Annotated in this window: 15 protein-coding genes; 9 read left to right on the top strand and 6 right to left on the bottom strand. The window is 66.2% G+C overall.

Annotation, left to right across the window (positions count from 1 at the left end; all coding sequences use genetic code 11):
• The first annotated feature begins 15 nt into the window (after positions 1–15).
• Both MHEC_RS09445 and MHEC_RS09440 read left to right on the top strand, forming a co-directional pair.
• Positions 16–1,101 (top strand): S-(hydroxymethyl)mycothiol dehydrogenase, encoded by a 1,086-nt coding sequence (locus tag MHEC_RS09445; RefSeq protein ID WP_048890596.1) that lies wholly within the window; start codon positions 16–18, stop codon positions 1,099–1,101.
• Entirely contained in the window at positions 1,098–1,721 is a 624-nt protein-coding gene (locus MHEC_RS09440; RefSeq protein WP_048890597.1) for an MBL fold metallo-hydrolase, read from the top strand. Before MHEC_RS09445 ends, MHEC_RS09440 begins: the two co-directional genes overlap by 4 nt.
• Before the next feature lie 64 nt (positions 1,722–1,785).
• Here MHEC_RS09440 and MHEC_RS09435 read toward each other — a convergent pair whose 3' ends face one another.
• A complete protein-coding gene (locus MHEC_RS09435) occupies positions 1,786–2,496 on the bottom strand; it encodes an SHOCT domain-containing protein (protein WP_048890598.1) in 711 nt (236 codons plus the stop codon).
• 93 nt (positions 2,497–2,589) lie between these two features.
• Between MHEC_RS09435 and MHEC_RS09430 the strand changes: the two genes are divergently transcribed.
• Positions 2,590–3,543 carry an SDR family oxidoreductase gene (locus MHEC_RS09430; RefSeq protein WP_048890599.1) on the top strand — a complete coding sequence of 318 codons (954 nt, stop codon included), beginning with the start codon at positions 2,590–2,592 and terminating at the stop codon, positions 3,541–3,543.
• A 93-nt stretch (positions 3,544–3,636) separates the two neighbouring features.
• Here the strand turns inward: MHEC_RS09430 and MHEC_RS09425 are convergent, their stop codons facing one another.
• Positions 3,637–5,373 (bottom strand): Hsp70 family protein, encoded by a 1,737-nt coding sequence (locus MHEC_RS09425; protein ID WP_048890600.1) that lies wholly within the window; start codon positions 5,371–5,373, stop codon positions 3,637–3,639.
• 93 nt (positions 5,374–5,466) lie between these two features.
• Positions 5,467–6,540 (bottom strand): NAD(P)H-dependent amine dehydrogenase family protein, encoded by a 1,074-nt coding sequence (locus MHEC_RS09420; RefSeq protein WP_048890601.1) that lies wholly within the window; start codon positions 6,538–6,540, stop codon positions 5,467–5,469.
• A 204-nt stretch (positions 6,541–6,744) separates the two neighbouring features.
• Between MHEC_RS09420 and MHEC_RS09415 the strand changes: the two genes are divergently transcribed.
• From MHEC_RS09415 to MHEC_RS09395, 5 genes are all read left to right on the top strand, one after another.
• Positions 6,745–7,167 (top strand): MmpS family transport accessory protein, encoded by a 423-nt coding sequence (locus MHEC_RS09415; RefSeq protein ID WP_160315035.1) that lies wholly within the window; start codon positions 6,745–6,747, stop codon positions 7,165–7,167.
• Positions 7,168–7,448: 281 nt separating this feature from the next.
• Complete coding sequence (locus MHEC_RS09410) at positions 7,449–8,387, top strand: hypothetical protein (RefSeq protein ID WP_048890603.1); 939 nt, start codon at positions 7,449–7,451, stop codon at positions 8,385–8,387.
• 97 nt (positions 8,388–8,484) lie between these two features.
• Positions 8,485–9,783: a cytochrome P450 gene (locus MHEC_RS09405; RefSeq protein WP_048890604.1), complete on the top strand. Its 1,299-nt coding sequence runs from the start codon at positions 8,485–8,487 to the stop codon at positions 9,781–9,783.
• A gap of 298 nt (positions 9,784–10,081) precedes the next feature.
• Entirely contained in the window at positions 10,082–10,804 is a 723-nt protein-coding gene (locus tag MHEC_RS09400; protein WP_048890732.1) for a cutinase family protein, read from the top strand.
• Positions 10,805–11,044: 240 nt separating this feature from the next.
• On the top strand, positions 11,045–12,859 hold the full coding sequence (locus MHEC_RS09395) for a serine/threonine-protein kinase PknD (protein WP_048890733.1): 1,815 nt from the start codon (positions 11,045–11,047) through the stop codon (positions 12,857–12,859).
• Here the strand turns inward: MHEC_RS09395 and MHEC_RS09390 are convergent.
• The 3 genes from MHEC_RS09390 to MHEC_RS09380 are packed head-to-tail and all read right to left on the bottom strand — an operon-like array spanning position 12,856 to position 15,712.
• Complete coding sequence (locus MHEC_RS09390; RefSeq protein ID WP_048890605.1) at positions 12,856–13,308, bottom strand: VOC family protein; 453 nt, start codon at positions 13,306–13,308, stop codon at positions 12,856–12,858. The genes MHEC_RS09395 and MHEC_RS09390 overlap by 4 nt on opposite strands.
• Entirely contained in the window at positions 13,305–14,471 is a 1,167-nt protein-coding gene (locus MHEC_RS09385; RefSeq protein WP_048890606.1) for a M24 family metallopeptidase, read from the bottom strand. The genes MHEC_RS09390 and MHEC_RS09385 overlap by 4 nt, the downstream gene beginning before the upstream one ends.
• A complete protein-coding gene (locus MHEC_RS09380; RefSeq protein ID WP_082169681.1) occupies positions 14,468–15,712 on the bottom strand; it encodes a M24 family metallopeptidase in 1,245 nt (414 codons plus the stop codon). Before MHEC_RS09380 ends, MHEC_RS09385 begins: the two co-directional genes overlap by 4 nt.
• 125 nt (positions 15,713–15,837) lie before the next feature.
• On the opposite strand from MHEC_RS09380, the gene MHEC_RS09375 reads away from it, so the two are divergent.
• Positions 15,838–17,106, top strand: a complete 1,269-nt coding sequence (locus tag MHEC_RS09375) for a cytochrome P450 (protein WP_048890607.1) — start codon at positions 15,838–15,840, stop codon at positions 17,104–17,106.
• Positions 17,107–17,111: the final 5 nt, after the last annotated feature.

The raw sequence follows: 17,111 nt of genomic DNA, 5'->3' as shown, positions 1-17,111 counted from the left end.
GTTAGGTTAGAGCCCATGAGTCAGACAGTGCGGGGCGTGGTTTCACGCAAAAAGGGCGATCCCGTCGAGTTGGTGGACGTTGTCATTCCCGACCCCGGCCGGGGTGAAGTGGTGGTCGACGTGATCGCCTGCGGGGTATGCCACACCGACTTGACCTACCGGGAAGGCGGCATCACCGACGACTACCCGTTTCTGCTCGGCCATGAAGCCGCCGGCACCGTCGAATCGACCGGGCCGGATGTGACCGCGGTGCAACCCGGCGACTTCGTGATCCTGAACTGGCGCGCGGTCTGCGGCCAATGCCGGGCGTGCAAACGCGGCAGGCCGCATTTGTGCTTCGACACCTTCAACGCCGAACAGAAGATGACGCTCACCGACGGCACCGCGTTGACACCGGCGCTGGGAATCGGGGCGTTCGCCGACAAAACCCTGGTGCACCAGGGGCAATGCACCAAGGTCGATCCCGCGGCCGACCCGGCGGTGGCCGGCCTGCTGGGCTGCGGGGTCATGGCCGGCCTCGGCGCGGCGATCAACACCGGCGGTGTCACCCGCGACGACAGCGTCGCGGTGATCGGCTGTGGCGGCGTGGGCGACGCCGCGATCGCGGGCGCAGCCCTGGTCGGGGCCAGGCGCATCATCGCCGTGGACACCGACAACACCAAGCTGGACTGGGCGCGCGGCTTCGGCGCCACCCACACCGTCAACGCGCGGGAGTCCGATGTCGTCAAGGCCATCCAGGATCTCACCGACGGGTTCGGCGCCAACGTGGTGATCGACGCAGTCGGCCGGCCGGAGACCTGGGAACAGGCCTTCTACGCCCGTGATCTCGCGGGAACCGTTGTGCTGGTTGGTGTTCCGACACCGCAGATGCGCATCGACATGCCGCTGCTGGACTTCTTCTCCCACGGCGGGGCACTGAAGTCGTCGTGGTACGGCGACTGTCTACCCGAACGCGACTTCCCCACCCTGATCGACCTGTATCTGCAGGGCCGGTTGCCGCTGGAGAAATTCGTCTCCGAGCGCATCGGTCTCGGCGACGTCGAGGAGGCGTTCCACAGGATGCATGCGGGCAAGGTATTGCGCTCGGTGGTGATGCTGTGACGCGCATCCAGCGGGTGGTGACCCACGGCACCTTCGAACTCGACGGCGGCAGTTGGGAAGTCGACAACAACATCTGGATCGTAGGCGACGACTCCGATGTGGTGGTCTTCGACGCCGCGCACGTTGCCGACCCGATCGTCCGGGCTGTCGGCGGCCGCAATGTGCTCGCGGTGGTGTGCACGCACGGTCACAACGACCATGTGACGGTGGCCCCGGAGCTGGGCAAGACGCTCGACGCCCCGGTGCTGCTGCATCCCGCTGACGACGTGTTGTGGCGGATGACTCACCCGGACAAGGACTTTCGTGCCGTGGCCGATGAAGAAACCCTCAGCGTCGCCGGGACGCAGCTGCGCGCGTTGCACACCCCGGGCCACTCGCCCGGATCGGTGTGCTGGTATGCCCCCGAGTTGGGTGCGGTGTTCAGCGGCGACACCCTGTTTCAGGGCGGACCCGGTGCGACAGGCCGCTCGTTCTCCGATTTTCCGACCATCCTGCAGTCGATTTCGAGCCGGCTCGGCACGCTGCCCGCCGACACGGTGGTCTACACCGGCCACGGCGACAGCACCACCGTCGGCGATGAGATCGTCCACTACGACGAATGGGTGGCGCGCGGCCACTAGTTCCCCGCGAGCGCACGCACAATTGCGGCGGCACCGGCACGCCCGTCCGCGGCAAGTCGGACGGTCACCGGCCGTCAAGGATCCGGCGTTTCTCGGCCTCGAACTCTGCTTCAGTTAATGCGCCTGAATCCCGCAGCGCCGCCAACGTTTTCAGCTGTTCGACGCGTACACCCTCCTCGCCGGGGGTATAGGCGGTGTCTGGCCCCGGTGGCTGGGTGGTCACCGGCTGTGGCCGGCGCCTAATCCGCGCCGACCACCACAGCGCGCAGATCAGGTTCAGCAGACCCAGCACGAACAACACCGCGAAGACCCACGCCAGGGAGTCATAGGAACTACGGTGCCCGAATGCCAGGCGCGGGCTGATGAACCCGCCGACCTGCCCGCTGGTTTTGATGGTGTAGGTACCATCCGCGGGAACGCGCACCAACCAGACCCGGCGGTGTGCGTCGTTGTTGACTGTCGTTGTGCTGCCGTAGCTTTCGGTCACCACCGGGTCGGGGGCCCCGGCCGGCGGGATGATGGTCATGCCCAGCCGCGGTACCGGCAGGCCGCTGCTGGCACTACCGATCACCTGGGTGTGGAAGCTGACGGTGACCTCACCGGCCGGCAGCTGCAGGCTGCCCGATCCCGGGACGGGCACCTCGCCGTACGCGTTGTACCTGTCCAGCACGAACACGTTGAGCAGCAGCATGGCGACGAATCCGACGGCACCCACCACCATCGCCACCACGGACATCACCACCGCGAGCCTCGTCGCGGCTTTGGCGCCGGTCACCGCCGCAGTCTGTCACACCGGGCCGCCGCCGCGCTGGCCGATGGGCACGCCAGAGCGTTACGGTGCAGGAACACCGGACATCAGGAGCGTGCCATGGCAACCAACCTCGAAGTCAGCGTGCCGGATCTGTCCGGAAAGCGCGCGGTCGTCACCGGGTCTAACAGCGGCCTCGGCTTGGGCCTGGCCCGCCGGCTGGCAGCAGCTGGCGCCGACGTCGTCATGGCGATCCGCAACCGCGCCAAGGGCGAGGCGGCGGTCGCCGAGATCCGCGCGACGGTCCCCGACGCCAAGCTAACCATCAAGAATCTCGACCTGTCGTCGCTGGCCAGCGTCGCGGCGCTGGGTGAGCAGCTCAACGCCGAGGGGCGCCCGATCGACATCTTGATCAACAACGCCGGTGTCATGACCCCACCGGAACGCGACGCCACCGCCGACGGGTTCGAGTTGCAGTTCGGCAGCAACCATCTCGGCCATTTCGCGCTCACCGGACATCTTTTGCCGGTACTGCGTGCCGCCGGCACCGCCCGGGTCGTCTCGTTGAGCAGCCTCGCGGCCCGCCGCGGCCGCATCCACTTCGACGACCTGCAGTTCGAGAAGTCCTATGCCCCGATGCAGGCCTATGGGCAGTCGAAGCTGGCGGTGCTGATGTTTGCCCGCGAACTGGACCGCCGCAGCCGCGAGGCGGGCTGGGGCATCATGTCCAACGCCGCGCACCCGGGCTTGACCAAAACCAACCTGCAGATCAGCGGGCCGTCACGTGGCCGGTCGAAACCGTCGCTGATGGAACGCTTGTACAAGCTGTCGTGGCAGCTGACCCCGTTTATTTGGCAAGAAGTCGACGAGGGGATCCTGCCCGTGCTCTACGCCGCCCTCGACCCGCAGGCTGAGGGCGGCGCATTCTACGGACCGCGCGGACCCTATGAAGCGTTCGGCGGTGGCGTGACGGCGGCCAAAGTGCCCGCGCAGGCCCGCAGCGACGCCGACGGCCGGCGGCTGTGGGAGATTTCGGAGCAGCTCACCGGCGTCAGCTATCCGATGCCGACCTGAGCACCGCGGCAACGGTACCGCGATCAACGAGTGGCCTGACGGCGACGGCAACCCGAAATCCGGCGATCCCGCCGTGCAGCGCGAGCCGCCGGACTAGCCGGGCGGCCCACCGGGGCCCGGCTGCGGCAACCGCGGAATGCCCGGGATTCTCGGGAACGGCGGACCGACCGGGGCCGGAGCCGACGTCGTCGTGGTCGTGGTGGTGACCGTGGAGGTCTGAGTCGTCGTGGTGGGCTCCGTGGTCGTCGACTGCGTGGACGGCGGCGTGGTCGTCGATTCCGTTGACGGCGCAGGCTGGCTTGTCGACGCTGTCTCGGTCACCGTCGTGGTCTGGGTACTCGGGCTTTCGGTCACGGGAGCGGAGGTCTCGCTTGGCGCGGGAGTCGTGCTCACGCTGGGCGGCGCCGGGGCGGGCGCGCCGCCACCGGCGGCATGTCGTAGCGCGATGACTATCACCGCTCCCAGCGCCAGTACCACCAGGACAACGCCGGTGATCAGCACGGCCTCGCGCCGATACCACGGAATCGCGGGCCGGGCGGCCTCACGCGGGCGTTGCTCGTGCTCGACTCCCGCCCGAGGGTGCTCGGATGCCGCACTGTCTTGCGGCGCCGGGTACTCGCCGGTGCGGATCGGCATGATCCCCGAGTCGTCGTCGGCCTCCGACCACGCCAGGGCCGGGGCGCCGCTCGACTCCGGGACGGCGTCGGAAAGCACAGTCGCACCTGCGAAGGGGTCCAACGCCGCGGCGGCGGTCGGGGCCAGTGTGGTTTGGCTGTCGTCGGCGGGGCCGCGTGCGGCCCGCAGTGCCGCACCGATCGCCGCCGTTAAATGCGGCCGCGGTGCGGCGACGACCGGGGCCCCCAGCTGTCCGGACAGCGTCGTAGTGACCGCCGGGATATTGGCACCACCGCCCACCAACGCGACCGCAGCAACATCTGTAGCACGAATTCCATTGCGCTGCAGAGTCTCTTGGACCACAGCCACGAAACCGTCCAGCGGCTGACGGATCAGCTCTTCGAGTTCGGACCGGGTCAGCCGAATGTCGCCGCGAAATCCCGGCAACTCCGCCGACAGCGTGCTCAGCGTGCTCGACGACAGCTGTTCCTTGGCGTTTCGGCATTGGGCCCGCAGCCGCGCCAGCGACCCGATCGCTGCGGTGCCACCGCTGTCGAACGAACCCGCGGCCGACAGGTCGGCGACGACGTGATTGAGCAGGGCCTGGTCGATCCGGTCGCCGGAGAAGTCGGTGTAGCGGACCGTCGCGGCGACGGGCTGATAACCGGCGGCGTCGGCCAGGGTGAGGCTGGTGCCGCTGCCCCCGAAGTCGCACACCGCGATGATCCCGCGGGATGGCAGGCCAGGGTTAGCCTGCAGCGCAACCAGAGCCGCCAGCGCGTCGGGGGCCAGCGCCACCGGCTGGGGGCCGCGCGACCACTCGGCGACCCGGCTCAGCGCGCCGCGCAGCGCCTCCACCGAGGGCGCCGGCCAGTGCCCCGGATAGCTGACGGCCACCGCCTCCGGCAGCGCGCGCCCGCCGGTCGCGCCGTAGGCAAGTGCGCGCAGCGCCTCGGCGACCAGCGTCTCGCCATGATGTGTCGTGCCGTCGGCAACCACGATCCCGACCGGGTCGCCCACCCGGTCGACGAAGTCGGTGATCACCAGGCCGGGTTCGGTGAGGTTCGGGTTCTCCACGGGCACACCGACTTCGGGTGGACGTCCCTGATACAGGGTCAGCACCGGCTTGCGGGTTATGGCCCGCTCGGCGGTCACCGCTGCCAGGTTGGTGGCACCGATCGACAGGCCTATCGCCGGGCGGTGTCCGTTTGCCATGTCGTCCTATCCAGTCGTGGCCAGCCTCGGGCACGCGGTGCGCGCCGGCCACCAATGTATCGGCAGGCCTCATCGCCGGCGCGCAGGCGCGGGTCAGCGGATGGCGCCGGCGCCGGCGATCAGCGGAAGGTCCAGCGCGGTGACCCACCCGGGCGGCAGGTCGTTGACGGCCGGGACCGCGTTGAGCGCCCGCATCCCGGTTGCCAGGCAGCCGGCGGTGGCGGCATCGCGTCCTGAGCCGTCGGTGAACCGGAACGCGGTTTCGGTGAAGATACTTGGCGTTCCATCGATTTCGACTTGGTAGACGTCGTCCCGGTTGCCCTTCGGCCAGTCGGGCGCAGCATCGTGGCCGATGCGGTTGACATGCTCAAGTTGGATGCGTGTCTTGCCTCGGTAGATGCCATTGATGGTGAACCGGATCGCGGCGACCTGTCCCGGCTGGATGACGCCCTTGGCCGTGGTGCGCTTCGTTGGCGTCACCCACTTGTCCCAGGTGGTGGTGATGTCGTCGAGCATGATGCCCGCGGCGTGGGCGATCATCGGGACGGTGGCGCCCCACGCGAAGATCAGCACGTCGCGGTTTTGCAGCACCGGCCGGAATTCGGGGTCGCGCCCGATGCCCATCTCGGTTTCGTAATCGCCGGTGTAGTTGGTGTAGTCCAGTAGCTCGGCCGCGCGAACCTTGCGTACTTCCGAGCACACCCCCATCAGCGTCATCGGCAACAGGTCGTTGGCGAAACCGGGATCGATACCGGTGGTGAAGCACGACGACTCCCCCAATTCGCATGCCTCGGTGATCGGCTGGATCCAGTTGGGCGGGTTCAACTGCATGGTGGGCCACACCCAGGGCGTCATCGCGGTCGAGCACACGTCGATGCCGGCCCGCAGGAACCGGGTTATCAGCGCGATGTTGTCGTCGGCGTGCGCCGCGGTCGGCCCGTAGTGCACCAACGCGTCGGGCTTGAGTGCGATCAGAGCGTCGACGTCATCGGTGGCGGTGATGCCGACGGGGTGAGGGAGCCCGCAGATGTCGCCGACGTCGCGGCCGACCTTGGCGGGGTTGCTGACGCCGACGCCGACGAGCTCGAACAGCGGGTGCTTGACGATTTCGGCGATCACCAGCTTGCCGACGAATCCGGTGCCCCATACCACGATGCGTTTGGACATCAGCCGCCTTTCGTTTCACCACCTCCGATCACCCTAAGTGGGCGGCCGCCGGCTGCATCGGGAGCATTGATCACGACGCGTTTCAGGCGATATACGGTTCGCTGACATTTCGGACTTGCCGCGGTCCGCCAAATGGGCCACGCCAACTTCCCTGCCGAAAACGCGCAGATACTCCGCTTCCCCGTGACACCATGTAGCACCACGATGACCAGTCACTCGTCACCCCAGCGGCCCCGCGGTCCGCGTCGTCGCACCCGGGCGTCTTGCCTGTTCGGGGCCGCCCTCTTCGCAGCCGTCGCCGTCGTCGGCGGTGCCACGGCCGGCAGTGCGGCAGCCAATCGGCCACTTGTTCCGCCGCCCGGTACCGAGACGATTCGCTACCAGGTCAACGGCAGCCCGGGCGCGGCCGAATACATCAGCTACGCGATTGACTACGGCCAACAGTACGAATCGACTGTGCCGTTGCCCTGGACCAAGCAGTTCACCGCACCGCCTGGCCGGGTCTATGTCCTGAGCGCACAAGGCAGTGGGACCGGTTCGATCAGCTGCACGATCGCGATCGACGGCAAAGTTGTAAGCCACGTGTCGTCGACCGCAACACCCGCAAGGGCTGCCTGTTCGCACTGATACGTCCGGACAGAGATTTCGCGACTTTGGGTCGGGTAAGCAACTGTGGCGAAGGTTGCCAACAGCCAGCCACCACCCGTCCGCCGGCCACAACGCGATGGTCGACGACGCGACCCGCCTGCTCAGCCCCAGCCACGCGGATGTGACAGCACCGACGACCGCGCCCGATGCGGTAGGCGGTATCTTCGGCTGTTCCTACGCAGGGCGCGCTGCTTCTCGCGCGTGGCCCGGACAGCGGTGACATCTGGATTGCCGACCGGTTTTGTGCATACTCTCAGCGAATGAGCGAGCGCGCTGACGCTGATTTCTATAAGCAGCTCGCGGCCTACCGCAAATGTGTCGACCGGATCAGGGACACCTGGCCGGGGTTCGCTGCTCGCCGGCGTGAACGGCTTCAGCAGGGCGGGTTTGGTGCGCCGGTTGAAAAAATCGCAGAGAACATTCTTGAGGACTTGTTCACCACCGTTTTGGATTGGTCACTTGCCGACGTCAATCTTCAAGTGGGGCGGGCAGATGTGGTGTTGTCCGGGCTGGGGATCAAACGTCTCGTCCTCGAGATAAAGCGGCCCGGCTCGTTGATCTGGCGAAGACCGGCGGTCGACTCCGCGTTGAGTCAGGCGCGCCGCTATGCCGCCAACCAACGGGTCGGAGCGGTCGCAGTCAGCGACGCCACAATGCTGTATGCGGCCGATGTCGTCGAAGGCGGACTGCGTGACCGTGTTCTTGTTGCGCTTGACACCGATCGCGCTCCCGAGGCGCTGTGGTGGATCTCGGTCCACGGCATTTACCGCCCATGCTCGTCCGCGGCGGCAGATTTTGAGGCGGTACCGTCTGATGCCACCACCGTGAGTGTCGTGGCCGACGGCGAGTTGCGCCATCCAAAGTACGCCCTGGGTATGCAGTGCTTCGCTTACGTAGGTGCCGCCGACAACACGCGCACCTGGAAGCTGCCCTACCGCTTAGCTGACGGCGCCCCCGACCCCAAGCGGCTGCCCAAGGCAATCCAGTGCATCTTGAGCAACTATCGTGGCGCCAGGGTTGACATTCCGCGGGCGGCTGTCGCCGAGGTGCTGGTGCGCCTGGGGATCGCCGCAGCTGAGCTGAGAAAGATGCCGTGTCAAAACGCGCCTACCGCTGACGCGTATACCAACGCACATCAGGCCCTGGAGCAGTTAAACCGGCTATCCGACGTCGGCTGCTGCGGCGGGCGAAACCAGTGATCAGCTCATCTTGATCGGCACGCCGTTTGGGTCTTCACGTCCGGCTGGCGTCGGCCTAGGCTCGCGACGAATAGCCCGCACGAGGGAGGAACCGCGCATGGGCATCGCGATGCGCGTCAACGGCACTGCGCCGCCCGAGGTGCCGCTGGCCGATATCGACCTGGGTTCGTGGGATTTCTGGGCTTGCGATGACGATTTCCGCGACGGGGCGTTTGCGACGCTGCGACGGGAGTCGCCGATCTCGTTTTGGGGCGAGCCTGCGCAACCGGGGTTCCCCGTCGGTGCCGGGCACTGGGCGCTGACCAAATACGACGACGTCTTCTACGCCAGCCGGCACCCGGAGATCTTCAGCTCTCATCCCAACATCACAATTGCCGACCAGCCGGTCGAGGTCGCCGAATACTTCGGTTCGATGATCGCGCTCGACGATCCGCGACACCAGCGGCTGCGTTCGATCGTGAGCCGCGCCTTCACCCCGAAAGTGGTGGCACGCACCGAGGCGTCGGTGCGGGACAGGGCGCAACGGCTGGTCGCGGAGATGATCGCCAGGCACCCGGACGGAAAGGGCGAGCTCGTCACCGAGCTTTCCGGTCCACTGCCGTTGCAGGTGATCTGCGACATGATGGGGATTCCCGAGGAAGACCACGAGCGAATCTTCCACTGGACCAATGTGATTCTCGGTTTCGGGGATCCTGACTTGGGCACCGATTTCGAGGAATTCACCAAGGTCTCGCTGGAGATCGGGGGCTATGCGACCGCGCTGGCCGAAGACCGCCGGGCTAATCCCCACGACGACCTGACAACTGCGCTGGTGCAGGCCGAAGTCGACGGCGATCGGTTGTCATCGGCTGAGATCGCCTCATTCTTCATCCTGCTGGTGGTGGCCGGTAACGAGACAACACGCAACGCCATCAGCCATGGGGTGCTGGCGCTCACCCACTACCCCGAACAGCGGGAAAAATGGTGGGCCGATTTCGACCGTTTGACCCGTTCAGCAGTCGAAGAGATCGTGCGGTGGGCTTCGCCGGTAGTCTACATGCGCCGCACCCTCACTCAGGACATCGAGCGCAGGGGTGTGCGGATGGCAGCCGGCGACAAGGTCACCATGTGGTACTGCTCGGCCAATCGCGACGAAGACAGGTTCGCCAACCCGTGGACGTTCGACGTGGCACGAAACCCGAACCCGCACGTCGGATTCGGCGGTGGAGGCGCCCATTTCTGCTTGGGCGCCAACCTGGCTCGCCGTGAGATCAGCGTCATATTCGACGAACTGCATCGCGAGATCCCTGACGTGGTTGCCGCGGGAGAGCCTGCCCGGCTGCTCTCGCCGTTCATCCACGGCGTCAAAACACTTCCCATCACGTGGACACCCCCCAGCGACGTACGCGCGCATTAGTGCCAGGTTGCGACTATCTTGTGTTCGCTTTGTCCTTCTCCGACAGAGACATTCGGCCCGCACCGGCTAGGCTGCGGAGGCGGGGGCCGGGTGCAATGCGTAGCCGTCTGCAACGGACGAACCGATGACGTTACGAACACCGCGAGGGCGAGGTTGGCAAATTCGGCGGAAGTAGCTGCGGCGGCGCATGTTTGCGCATTGGTTGCCGACACGATAGGTCAGGTGTGGCGAACGTGATCGCCGCGGTGCGCGTGGATATGTCAGCATTGGTAACGTGCACCTCCGCATCGTTGCTCGATTGCTTGCTGTTGCTGTGGCATCGACATGGGCACTACCGGATGCCTTGACGCCCATTGCATCCGCGCAGTCCTGTCCTGATGTCGAAGTGGTGTTCGCCCGCGGAACCGGCGAACCACCCGGGCTGGGACCGACCGGACAGGCATTCGTCGACGCGCTGCGTCCACGCCTGGGCGGTCGGTCGATGGATGTGTATCCGGTGGACTATCCGGCAAGCGAGCAGTGGGATACCGGCATCGACGGCATTAGAGACGCGGGAGCTCACGTCCAGTCCACAGCGACGAACTGCCCCAAGACCAAAATGGTGCTGGGCGGTTTTTCTCAGGGTGCGGCTGTGATGGGTTTCGTCACCTCGCCTGCGGTGCCCGATGGGGTCGATCCCGCGACAGTGCCTAAACCGCTGCAACCGGAGGTGGCCGACCACGTCGCCGCCGTCGTGCTGTTCGGGGCACCGAATGCCCGGGCCATGAACTTCCTCGGCGAGCCGACGGTCGTCATCGGACCCGCGTATCAGGCCAAGACCCTCAAGGTCTGCGCACCTGAGGACCCGGTTTGCTCGGACGGGTTGAATTTCGCCGCACACAACACATATGCCAACGACAATACGATGATCGACAAAGGAGCAGCCTTCGCCGCGAGCCGCCTCGGCCCGCCACCCGGCGCAACCCCGGCTTCGCCCCCACCACCTCCGCCGGCCCCGCCGGCCCCGCCCGAAGGAGAGTAGCCCCGGTCCCGGATCTCGCAGTAGCCACAGGCGGCTCCGCAATCCGGGTCGGCTGCCGCCACATCCAACGGTCGGCCCAGTCACGGCGCCCGCGCGTCGCTGAAGCACCCACCAGCAACATCGGTGCCCGACCGAACCGAGCCTCACCCGCCGTCATGGGGCGACGAAACGCCTGCGACGGTGAATGGGAACGCGTTAGGGTGCTGGCAAGTTGCTGACAGGTTGCTGTGGGAGGGCTCGTTGCAGGGAACTTCGTTCGGGAAGTACCGACTGATCGAGTTGCTCGGCCGCGGCGGCATGGGCGAGGTGTGGCGTGCCTACGACACCGTGATCGACCGGATCGTCGCGATTAAGATCCTGCCTCCCGAGATCTCGCAGGACGAAGTTTTCCAACAACGGTTCCGCCGCGAAGCTCACGCAGCCACCCGACTCAGCAGCCCGCACGTTATACCGATTCACACCCACGGTGAAATAAACGGGCACTTGTTCGTCGACATGCGGCTGATCGAGGGCCGCGACCTGCAAGCCATCCTGGAGGCCGGGTCACCGCTGGAACCAGCCAGGGCGGTGCATGTCATCGAGCAGGTAGCCAAGGCGCTGCATGCGGCGCACAAAGTGGGCTTAGTGCACCGTGATGTCAAGCCTTCTAACATTTTGGTCGACGAAGACGACTTCGCGTATTTGATCGACTTCGGAATCGCCCGTGCCACGGGCGAATTGGCGCTGACAACAGCGGGTGGTGTGATTGGCACCTTTCATTACATGGCCCCGGAGAGGTTCAGCACGGGCCAAGTCGACGCTCGATCGGATATCTATGCGTTGGCTTGCGTGCTGTATGAGTGCCTGACCGCGCAGCATCCGTTCCCCGGCGACAGCATGGAGCGACAGCTCACCGCGCACCTGATGAGCCCTCCGCCGCAGCCGTCGATGACCAACACTGCGGTGCCGGCGGGCTTGGACATGGTCATCGCCAAGGGCATGGCCAAAAATCCCGCCGAACGCTACGGGACCGCAGTGGATCTGGCGCGCGCGGCCCGCGACGCCCTGGCCGCGCCGGGTGGCCACCGGCAAGGGTCTGCTCGCGCCCAGCCGACAACCGTCCGCCAACCGCGGCCCAGAATGATCACCGTTCCGGGGCGAAAGCCCGCAGGTGGGCGGCTACCCGGAATAGCGCAGTCACCGTCGCAGCGGTGGTGGCGCCGGAAGGGCGTCGTCATCTCGGCCGCTGCCATGCTCGCTGTTGCGCTGACTGTCGGCCTTGTCGTCATGCGTCATCCACGCCAAGAATCCGCCCAATCCGACCAGACGACACTGCCTTTCACCGGCCTGAGCAATCCCGATGGTGTGACGGTGGATAACGGCGGCACGGTGTATGTGGCCGACACTTTGAACAATCGGATATTGTCACTGCCCGCGGGGTCAACCACACCCGCCGTACTGCCGTTTGACGGCCTGAAGAATCCGACCGGGGTGACCGCGGACAACAGCGGCACCGTGTATGTCACCGACTCCGGCCACAAGCGGGTGGTGGTGCTTCCGGCGGGCTCTGCGGCGCAAACCGAATTGCCGTTCAGCGATCTCGGCAACCCGACCGGTGTCACGGTGGACAGCAGCCGCACGGTCTACGTCACCGACACCACCAAGAACCGGGTGGTGGCCCTCCCGGCCGGGTCCAACAGGCAAAGCGAGCTGCCGTTCGCCGGCCTCAACAATCCGACCGGTGTGGTGGTCAATGGCAGCGGAACCGTCTACGTGGCCGATGGCGGCAACGATCGCGTCCTGGCATTGCCGCAGGGGTCTTCGGTGCAGTCCGTGCTGCCCTTCGACGGCCTCAGTGAACCGGGCGGTGTGACCGTCGACAGCCAGGGCGCCGTGTACGTCACCGACAGCGCCAACAATCGTGCGCTCAAACTCCCGGTCGGGTCGACCACGCAGGTCAAGTTGCCTTTCGTCGGACTGGACTATCCGTGGGGTTTGGCGGTCGACAACATGGGCACCGTCTACGTCGCCGGCCACAACAACAAGGTGCTGGCGCTGCGGCAAACGTCGCGCTAAGGACGCGGAGGCAGCACCGCCAGCCACGAATCCGAGAGCAGTTCGATCAGTTGGCCATCCGGGTCGCGGATCATCGCTGATTGCTCGGACACCGTCTCGCGTAGCACCGATCCCCCAAAGCCGTCGACCAACTGCAGTACGGCGCCCAGGTCGGACACCGATAGCGAGAGATGCGTCAGTCCGGCGTGGTCCATGCCACGCGGCGGTGCGGCGCGCACTTCGCGGTGGGAATAGTCGAGGAGTTCCAGCACAAATCCGTCGCGAATCAGATAGGTGGCGTGGAGCCCAAGCGGCTTGTCCAACTGCAGAAGCCGGTCGGTGCCGTCGTCGGGCGGTTCGGCTTCCCACCAGAACTGAAAGCCGAGCAGGTCTTCGTAGAAACGGCGCGACCGCCCGCGATCGGCGACACATAACCCGACATGATTGAAAACCGTTCGGTGACTAATCATTTCAGCCTTTCATACCGGGTGAGTGTTGACGATCCGCGGTCTTCGACCAGGACGGTGGCACGCTCCAGGCATCCACCGACGCCTTCCTCGGCGACCCAGGATTGCACGCAGAGGATCATGCCTTCCTCGAGTGTGGCCCTGCTGCCACGGCCCAGACCGATCAGCGGCGGCTCGGCGCCGAGTCCCAGCCCGTGGGCCAGCGGCAGCGGCGCCTCACGGTTGCCGGCGTCCTGCCACGCTCGATACAGATCCGCGCCGGTGTTGCCCGCACGGCACGCAGCCAGCAGTGCATCCATGCCGCGGGCGCATCGACTCGCCAGCTTTCCCGCGTCAGGCGGCACGGATTCGCCGACCGGCCGCGTGCGGGCCAAACCAGCCTCGTATCCCGCGTACAGCGCACCGGGTGCGAGCACCACCAATTCGCCCTGCCCGACCGGGCGATCGGATACCAGATGGCGATACCGCACCGGGCCGCGGGTGGGCGTGGCAAAACACACGCTTTCCGACGGTGGGTACGGCACTCCAAGGCGGGACACATGCTCGTAGTAGACGCCGAGTAGTTCACGCTCGGTGATGCCCGGCGCCAAGGCCTCGTCCAGGGCCGTCAGCGCTGCCTCCGCGATCGCCGACGCGACTTCCAGACAGGTGATCTCATCCGGCGTCTTGATTCGCCGGGCCGCCGCCATCACCGGCCCGGCGTCAACCAGTTCAGCGGTGGTGACCAGTTGCGAAAGCAGGCCGGCGATCGTCGGGGTCAGTCCGTCGGTGCCCACCCGCCGCGCCTGGCGCAGGCCGGGAATGGCGGCGAGCGCCTCCATCAGCTTAACCGGGTTCCAGCTCATGCCGTACAGTTGGTCGCGGCCGATCTCTGGCGGAACGCCCTCGTCCCACGTCGAAAGCACATGCACCCGCGCGGTTTCGGCGACCACAACGGCCAGCGGGGCGAATGGAAGGACTCCGAAGCGGCCCAGCGTTCGGGCTCCGGACACGTAGCGCACATTGCCGACGGCGCCCAGCATCAACGCATCGACGTGATGGGTTTCCATGCCGGCGAACACCTTTGCGCGTCGCTGTGCACGCAGCCGGGCAAAGTCGACCCGAGCATCGTCTTCCAAACCCATCGCGCCGATGAGCACGCCGCGGTCGCGGGGCACCGGGCTCATGCTTCAAGCCCATACGGATCGTAGGCTGAGCCACTCAGCTTCACCCAGCCGTTATCGGTCACGGCGACAATGTCTTCCGCGCGATATCCAGCTGCCCCCTCGTCCCAGATGACTGGCTCGAGCACCACCACCATTCCGGGTTGCATGATGAGCTGCCGATCGAATTGCTCGCCGAAATCAGTACCAATCAAGGGCATTTCGGCGCTTTCGGTACCGACGCCGTGAGCCAGATAGAAATGCTCGATCCACGGCCGGACGCCGTCATTGGCTTCGGTAGCAGCGTAGCATAGCTGCAGCGCCGAAACGCCGGGCTTGAGAATGCCCAGCACGGCATCGGCCACGATTCGCCAGCGACGAAACTGGTTGTGCTGGCGATTGTTTGGCTTTGCGCCGACGAGCCACGTCCGGCCGTAATCGGAGACGTAACCCTGCCAGGTGATTCCGGCGTCGACCCAGATGACGTCGCCGTCGCGCAAGAACCGGTCGGTGGTGACGGTCGGGTAGGCCAGATCGCCGTGCACGGTCCAGGGACCGCACTCGCGGGTCGGGGCCATCACCTGCCAGATCGGGTCGATCCCGCCGGCGGAAGCGCCAAGCTCGAAGGCCCGGCGCAGAAACGTTGCACTTAAATCGATCTGCCGCACGCCCGGACGCAGGGCTCGCAACGCATCGACCATGGCAAGCTCGTTGAGGTGCTGGGCGTAGCGGATGCAGGCCACCTCGTCCGGTGTCTTGATGACCTTGGCCGCGGCGATCACGTCGGCTGCGTCGACCCACTCGAAGCCCGGCACGCCCCGGCGCATCGCGTGGGTTTGATGGTCGATCCCGATCCGCGCACCGGACGCGAAATGCTCGCCGAGCGCCTCGGCCAGCTGGTCGACACCGTCGTCAAGATCCGGGAACAGCGGGCCGTGCAGGTGGTCGTCGGGCAGGTCGGCCGGTGCCCCGTCGTCGTAACAGGTGTACAGGTGCGGCGCCGCGTCACCGGCGACCGCCACTGCGACCGCGCGAAACAGTGCGGCACGGTCACCGTCGTGACCGGGCATCTCGGCGCCCGTGGCATAGGTGACCGCGCTGGACCCGAGCAGCACCAAGCCGTCGAGGTCGCGTGTCGTGAGCTCGTGCTGCAACCGCTGCCAGCGCTGCGCGCGCATGCGGGCAAGATCCGGCTGATCCGGAATCGCCTGGCCGCCGATCGTCGCTGCGGCCGGCCGATCGGTGCTGCCGTTCCCGGAGGCCACGCCTGCTCCCGTGTACGTCGAAACGCGTAAAATCGCAAAGATAGCGTAATAGACTTCAAAGCTTAGCCACGTCGCAACCCGCGGGGTGGCCTTTCACCAGTTTCCTTGCGCTGGAGGTCTTTCCGATGACCGCCCGTCCTGATATCAGTGCCGAGGTGGTCGTCGACTTCGATCATCACTCCGACGAGTTCAACCTCAACGAACGGCAGATCAACGCCGAGCTTCGGCGCCGCTGTCCGGTCGCCTGGAACGAGAACTACGGCGGATTCTGGTTCGTCACCAGCTACGATGCGGTCGCGCAGATCGCCCGGGACGGTGACACATTCGCCCACAAATACGAGCCGAACGCCGCCGACGGCATCGATTACCAGGGCGAGATGGGTGTGCCGCGTCCCGAGGGCCAGCCGGCGCTGGGCATCGGTGAGGTCGACGGCCCTTATCACCAGGCGTTGCGGCGCGCGCTCGCTCCGTTCTTTTCGCCCGGGGCGGTCGAGCGGATGCGGCCGTTCATGCAGCAGTCAGCACACTGGTTCCTCGACCAGCACGTCGGGGACGGGCAGATGGACTTGGTGCTCGACTACGCCAGCCCGGTGCCGGCCATCCTGACCATGAGGTTGATGGGCCTGCCCTACGACAACTGGCGGCGCTATGCCAACCTGTTTCACTCCGTCATGGCCGTGAGCCAGGACAGCGCCGAATACGCCGCCGCCGTCGCCGACGTCCCGGCAATGATGGACGGGCTGCTGAAGTTCGCGGCGGCCCGGCGAGCCGACCCGCGCGACGATCTGACCAGCTTTCTGGTTCGGTTCGAATTCGACGGCAAGCGCCTCGACGACGCCCAGGTGCTCGACATTCTCTGGAATCTCATCGGCGGCGGCGTCGACACCACGACGTCGCTGACCGCGCTGAGCCTGCTGCACCTGGGCACCCATCCCGCTTTGCGTCGACAACTCATCGAGCGCCCGGACCTCTACCGCACCGGAGTGGACGAGTTTTTGCGCTACTTTTCGGTGAATCAGCAACTGAGCCGGACGGTGACGCGCGATATCGTCCTTGGCGGACAACGGCTTCGGCGCAACGACCGCGTCATCATCAGCTGGCTGGCCGCTAACCACGACGAGCATGAATTCGAACGTCCCGACGAAGTTGTTCTGGACCGTTCGCCCAATCGCCATGTGGCCTTCGGGCTCGGGCCGCATCGCTGCATCGGATCGCATCTGGCGCGCGTGATGTTCGAGGTGATGCTCAGGGTGGTGCTCGACCGCATCCCGGACTATCGGGTCGACGCCGGCGGTGTCTATGAATATCTCGGCAACCCGAGCATGACCGGGCTGGGCAGGCTCCCGGTCACCTTCACTCCCGGATCGTCGCGGGCAACGCCGCGCCCGTGGTGATCGGC

This window comes from Mycobacterium heckeshornense (assembly GCF_016592155.1).
Classification (GTDB): domain Bacteria; phylum Actinomycetota; class Actinomycetes; order Mycobacteriales; family Mycobacteriaceae; genus Mycobacterium; species Mycobacterium heckeshornense.
Note: the sequence above shows the minus strand (reverse complement) of the source record. Positions and strands in the feature narration are given on the sequence as shown.

Bases quoted from the DNA above. Each gene is read 5' to 3' on its own strand.
- MHEC_RS09445 (WP_048890596.1), top strand. From the start codon at position 16: ATGAGTCAGACAGTGCGGGGCGTGGTTTCACGCAAAAAGGGCGATCCC.
- MHEC_RS09430 (WP_048890599.1), top strand. From the start codon at position 2,590: ATGGCAACCAACCTCGAAGTCAGCGTGCCGGATCTGTCCGGAAAGCGC.
- MHEC_RS09425 (WP_048890600.1), bottom strand. From the start codon at position 5,373: ATGGCAAACGGACACCGCCCGGCGATAGGCCTGTCGATCGGTGCCACC.
- MHEC_RS09420 (WP_048890601.1), bottom strand. From the start codon at position 6,540: ATGTCCAAACGCATCGTGGTATGGGGCACCGGATTCGTCGGCAAGCTG.
- MHEC_RS09415 (WP_160315035.1), top strand. From the start codon at position 6,745: ATGACCAGTCACTCGTCACCCCAGCGGCCCCGCGGTCCGCGTCGTCGC.
- MHEC_RS09410 (WP_048890603.1), top strand. From the start codon at position 7,449: ATGAGCGAGCGCGCTGACGCTGATTTCTATAAGCAGCTCGCGGCCTAC.
- MHEC_RS09405 (WP_048890604.1), top strand. From the start codon at position 8,485: ATGGGCATCGCGATGCGCGTCAACGGCACTGCGCCGCCCGAGGTGCCG.
- MHEC_RS09390 (WP_048890605.1), bottom strand. From the start codon at position 13,308: ATGATTAGTCACCGAACGGTTTTCAATCATGTCGGGTTATGTGTCGCC.
- MHEC_RS09385 (WP_048890606.1), bottom strand. From the start codon at position 14,471: ATGAGCCCGGTGCCCCGCGACCGCGGCGTGCTCATCGGCGCGATGGGT.
- MHEC_RS09375 (WP_048890607.1), top strand. From the start codon at position 15,838: ATGACCGCCCGTCCTGATATCAGTGCCGAGGTGGTCGTCGACTTCGAT.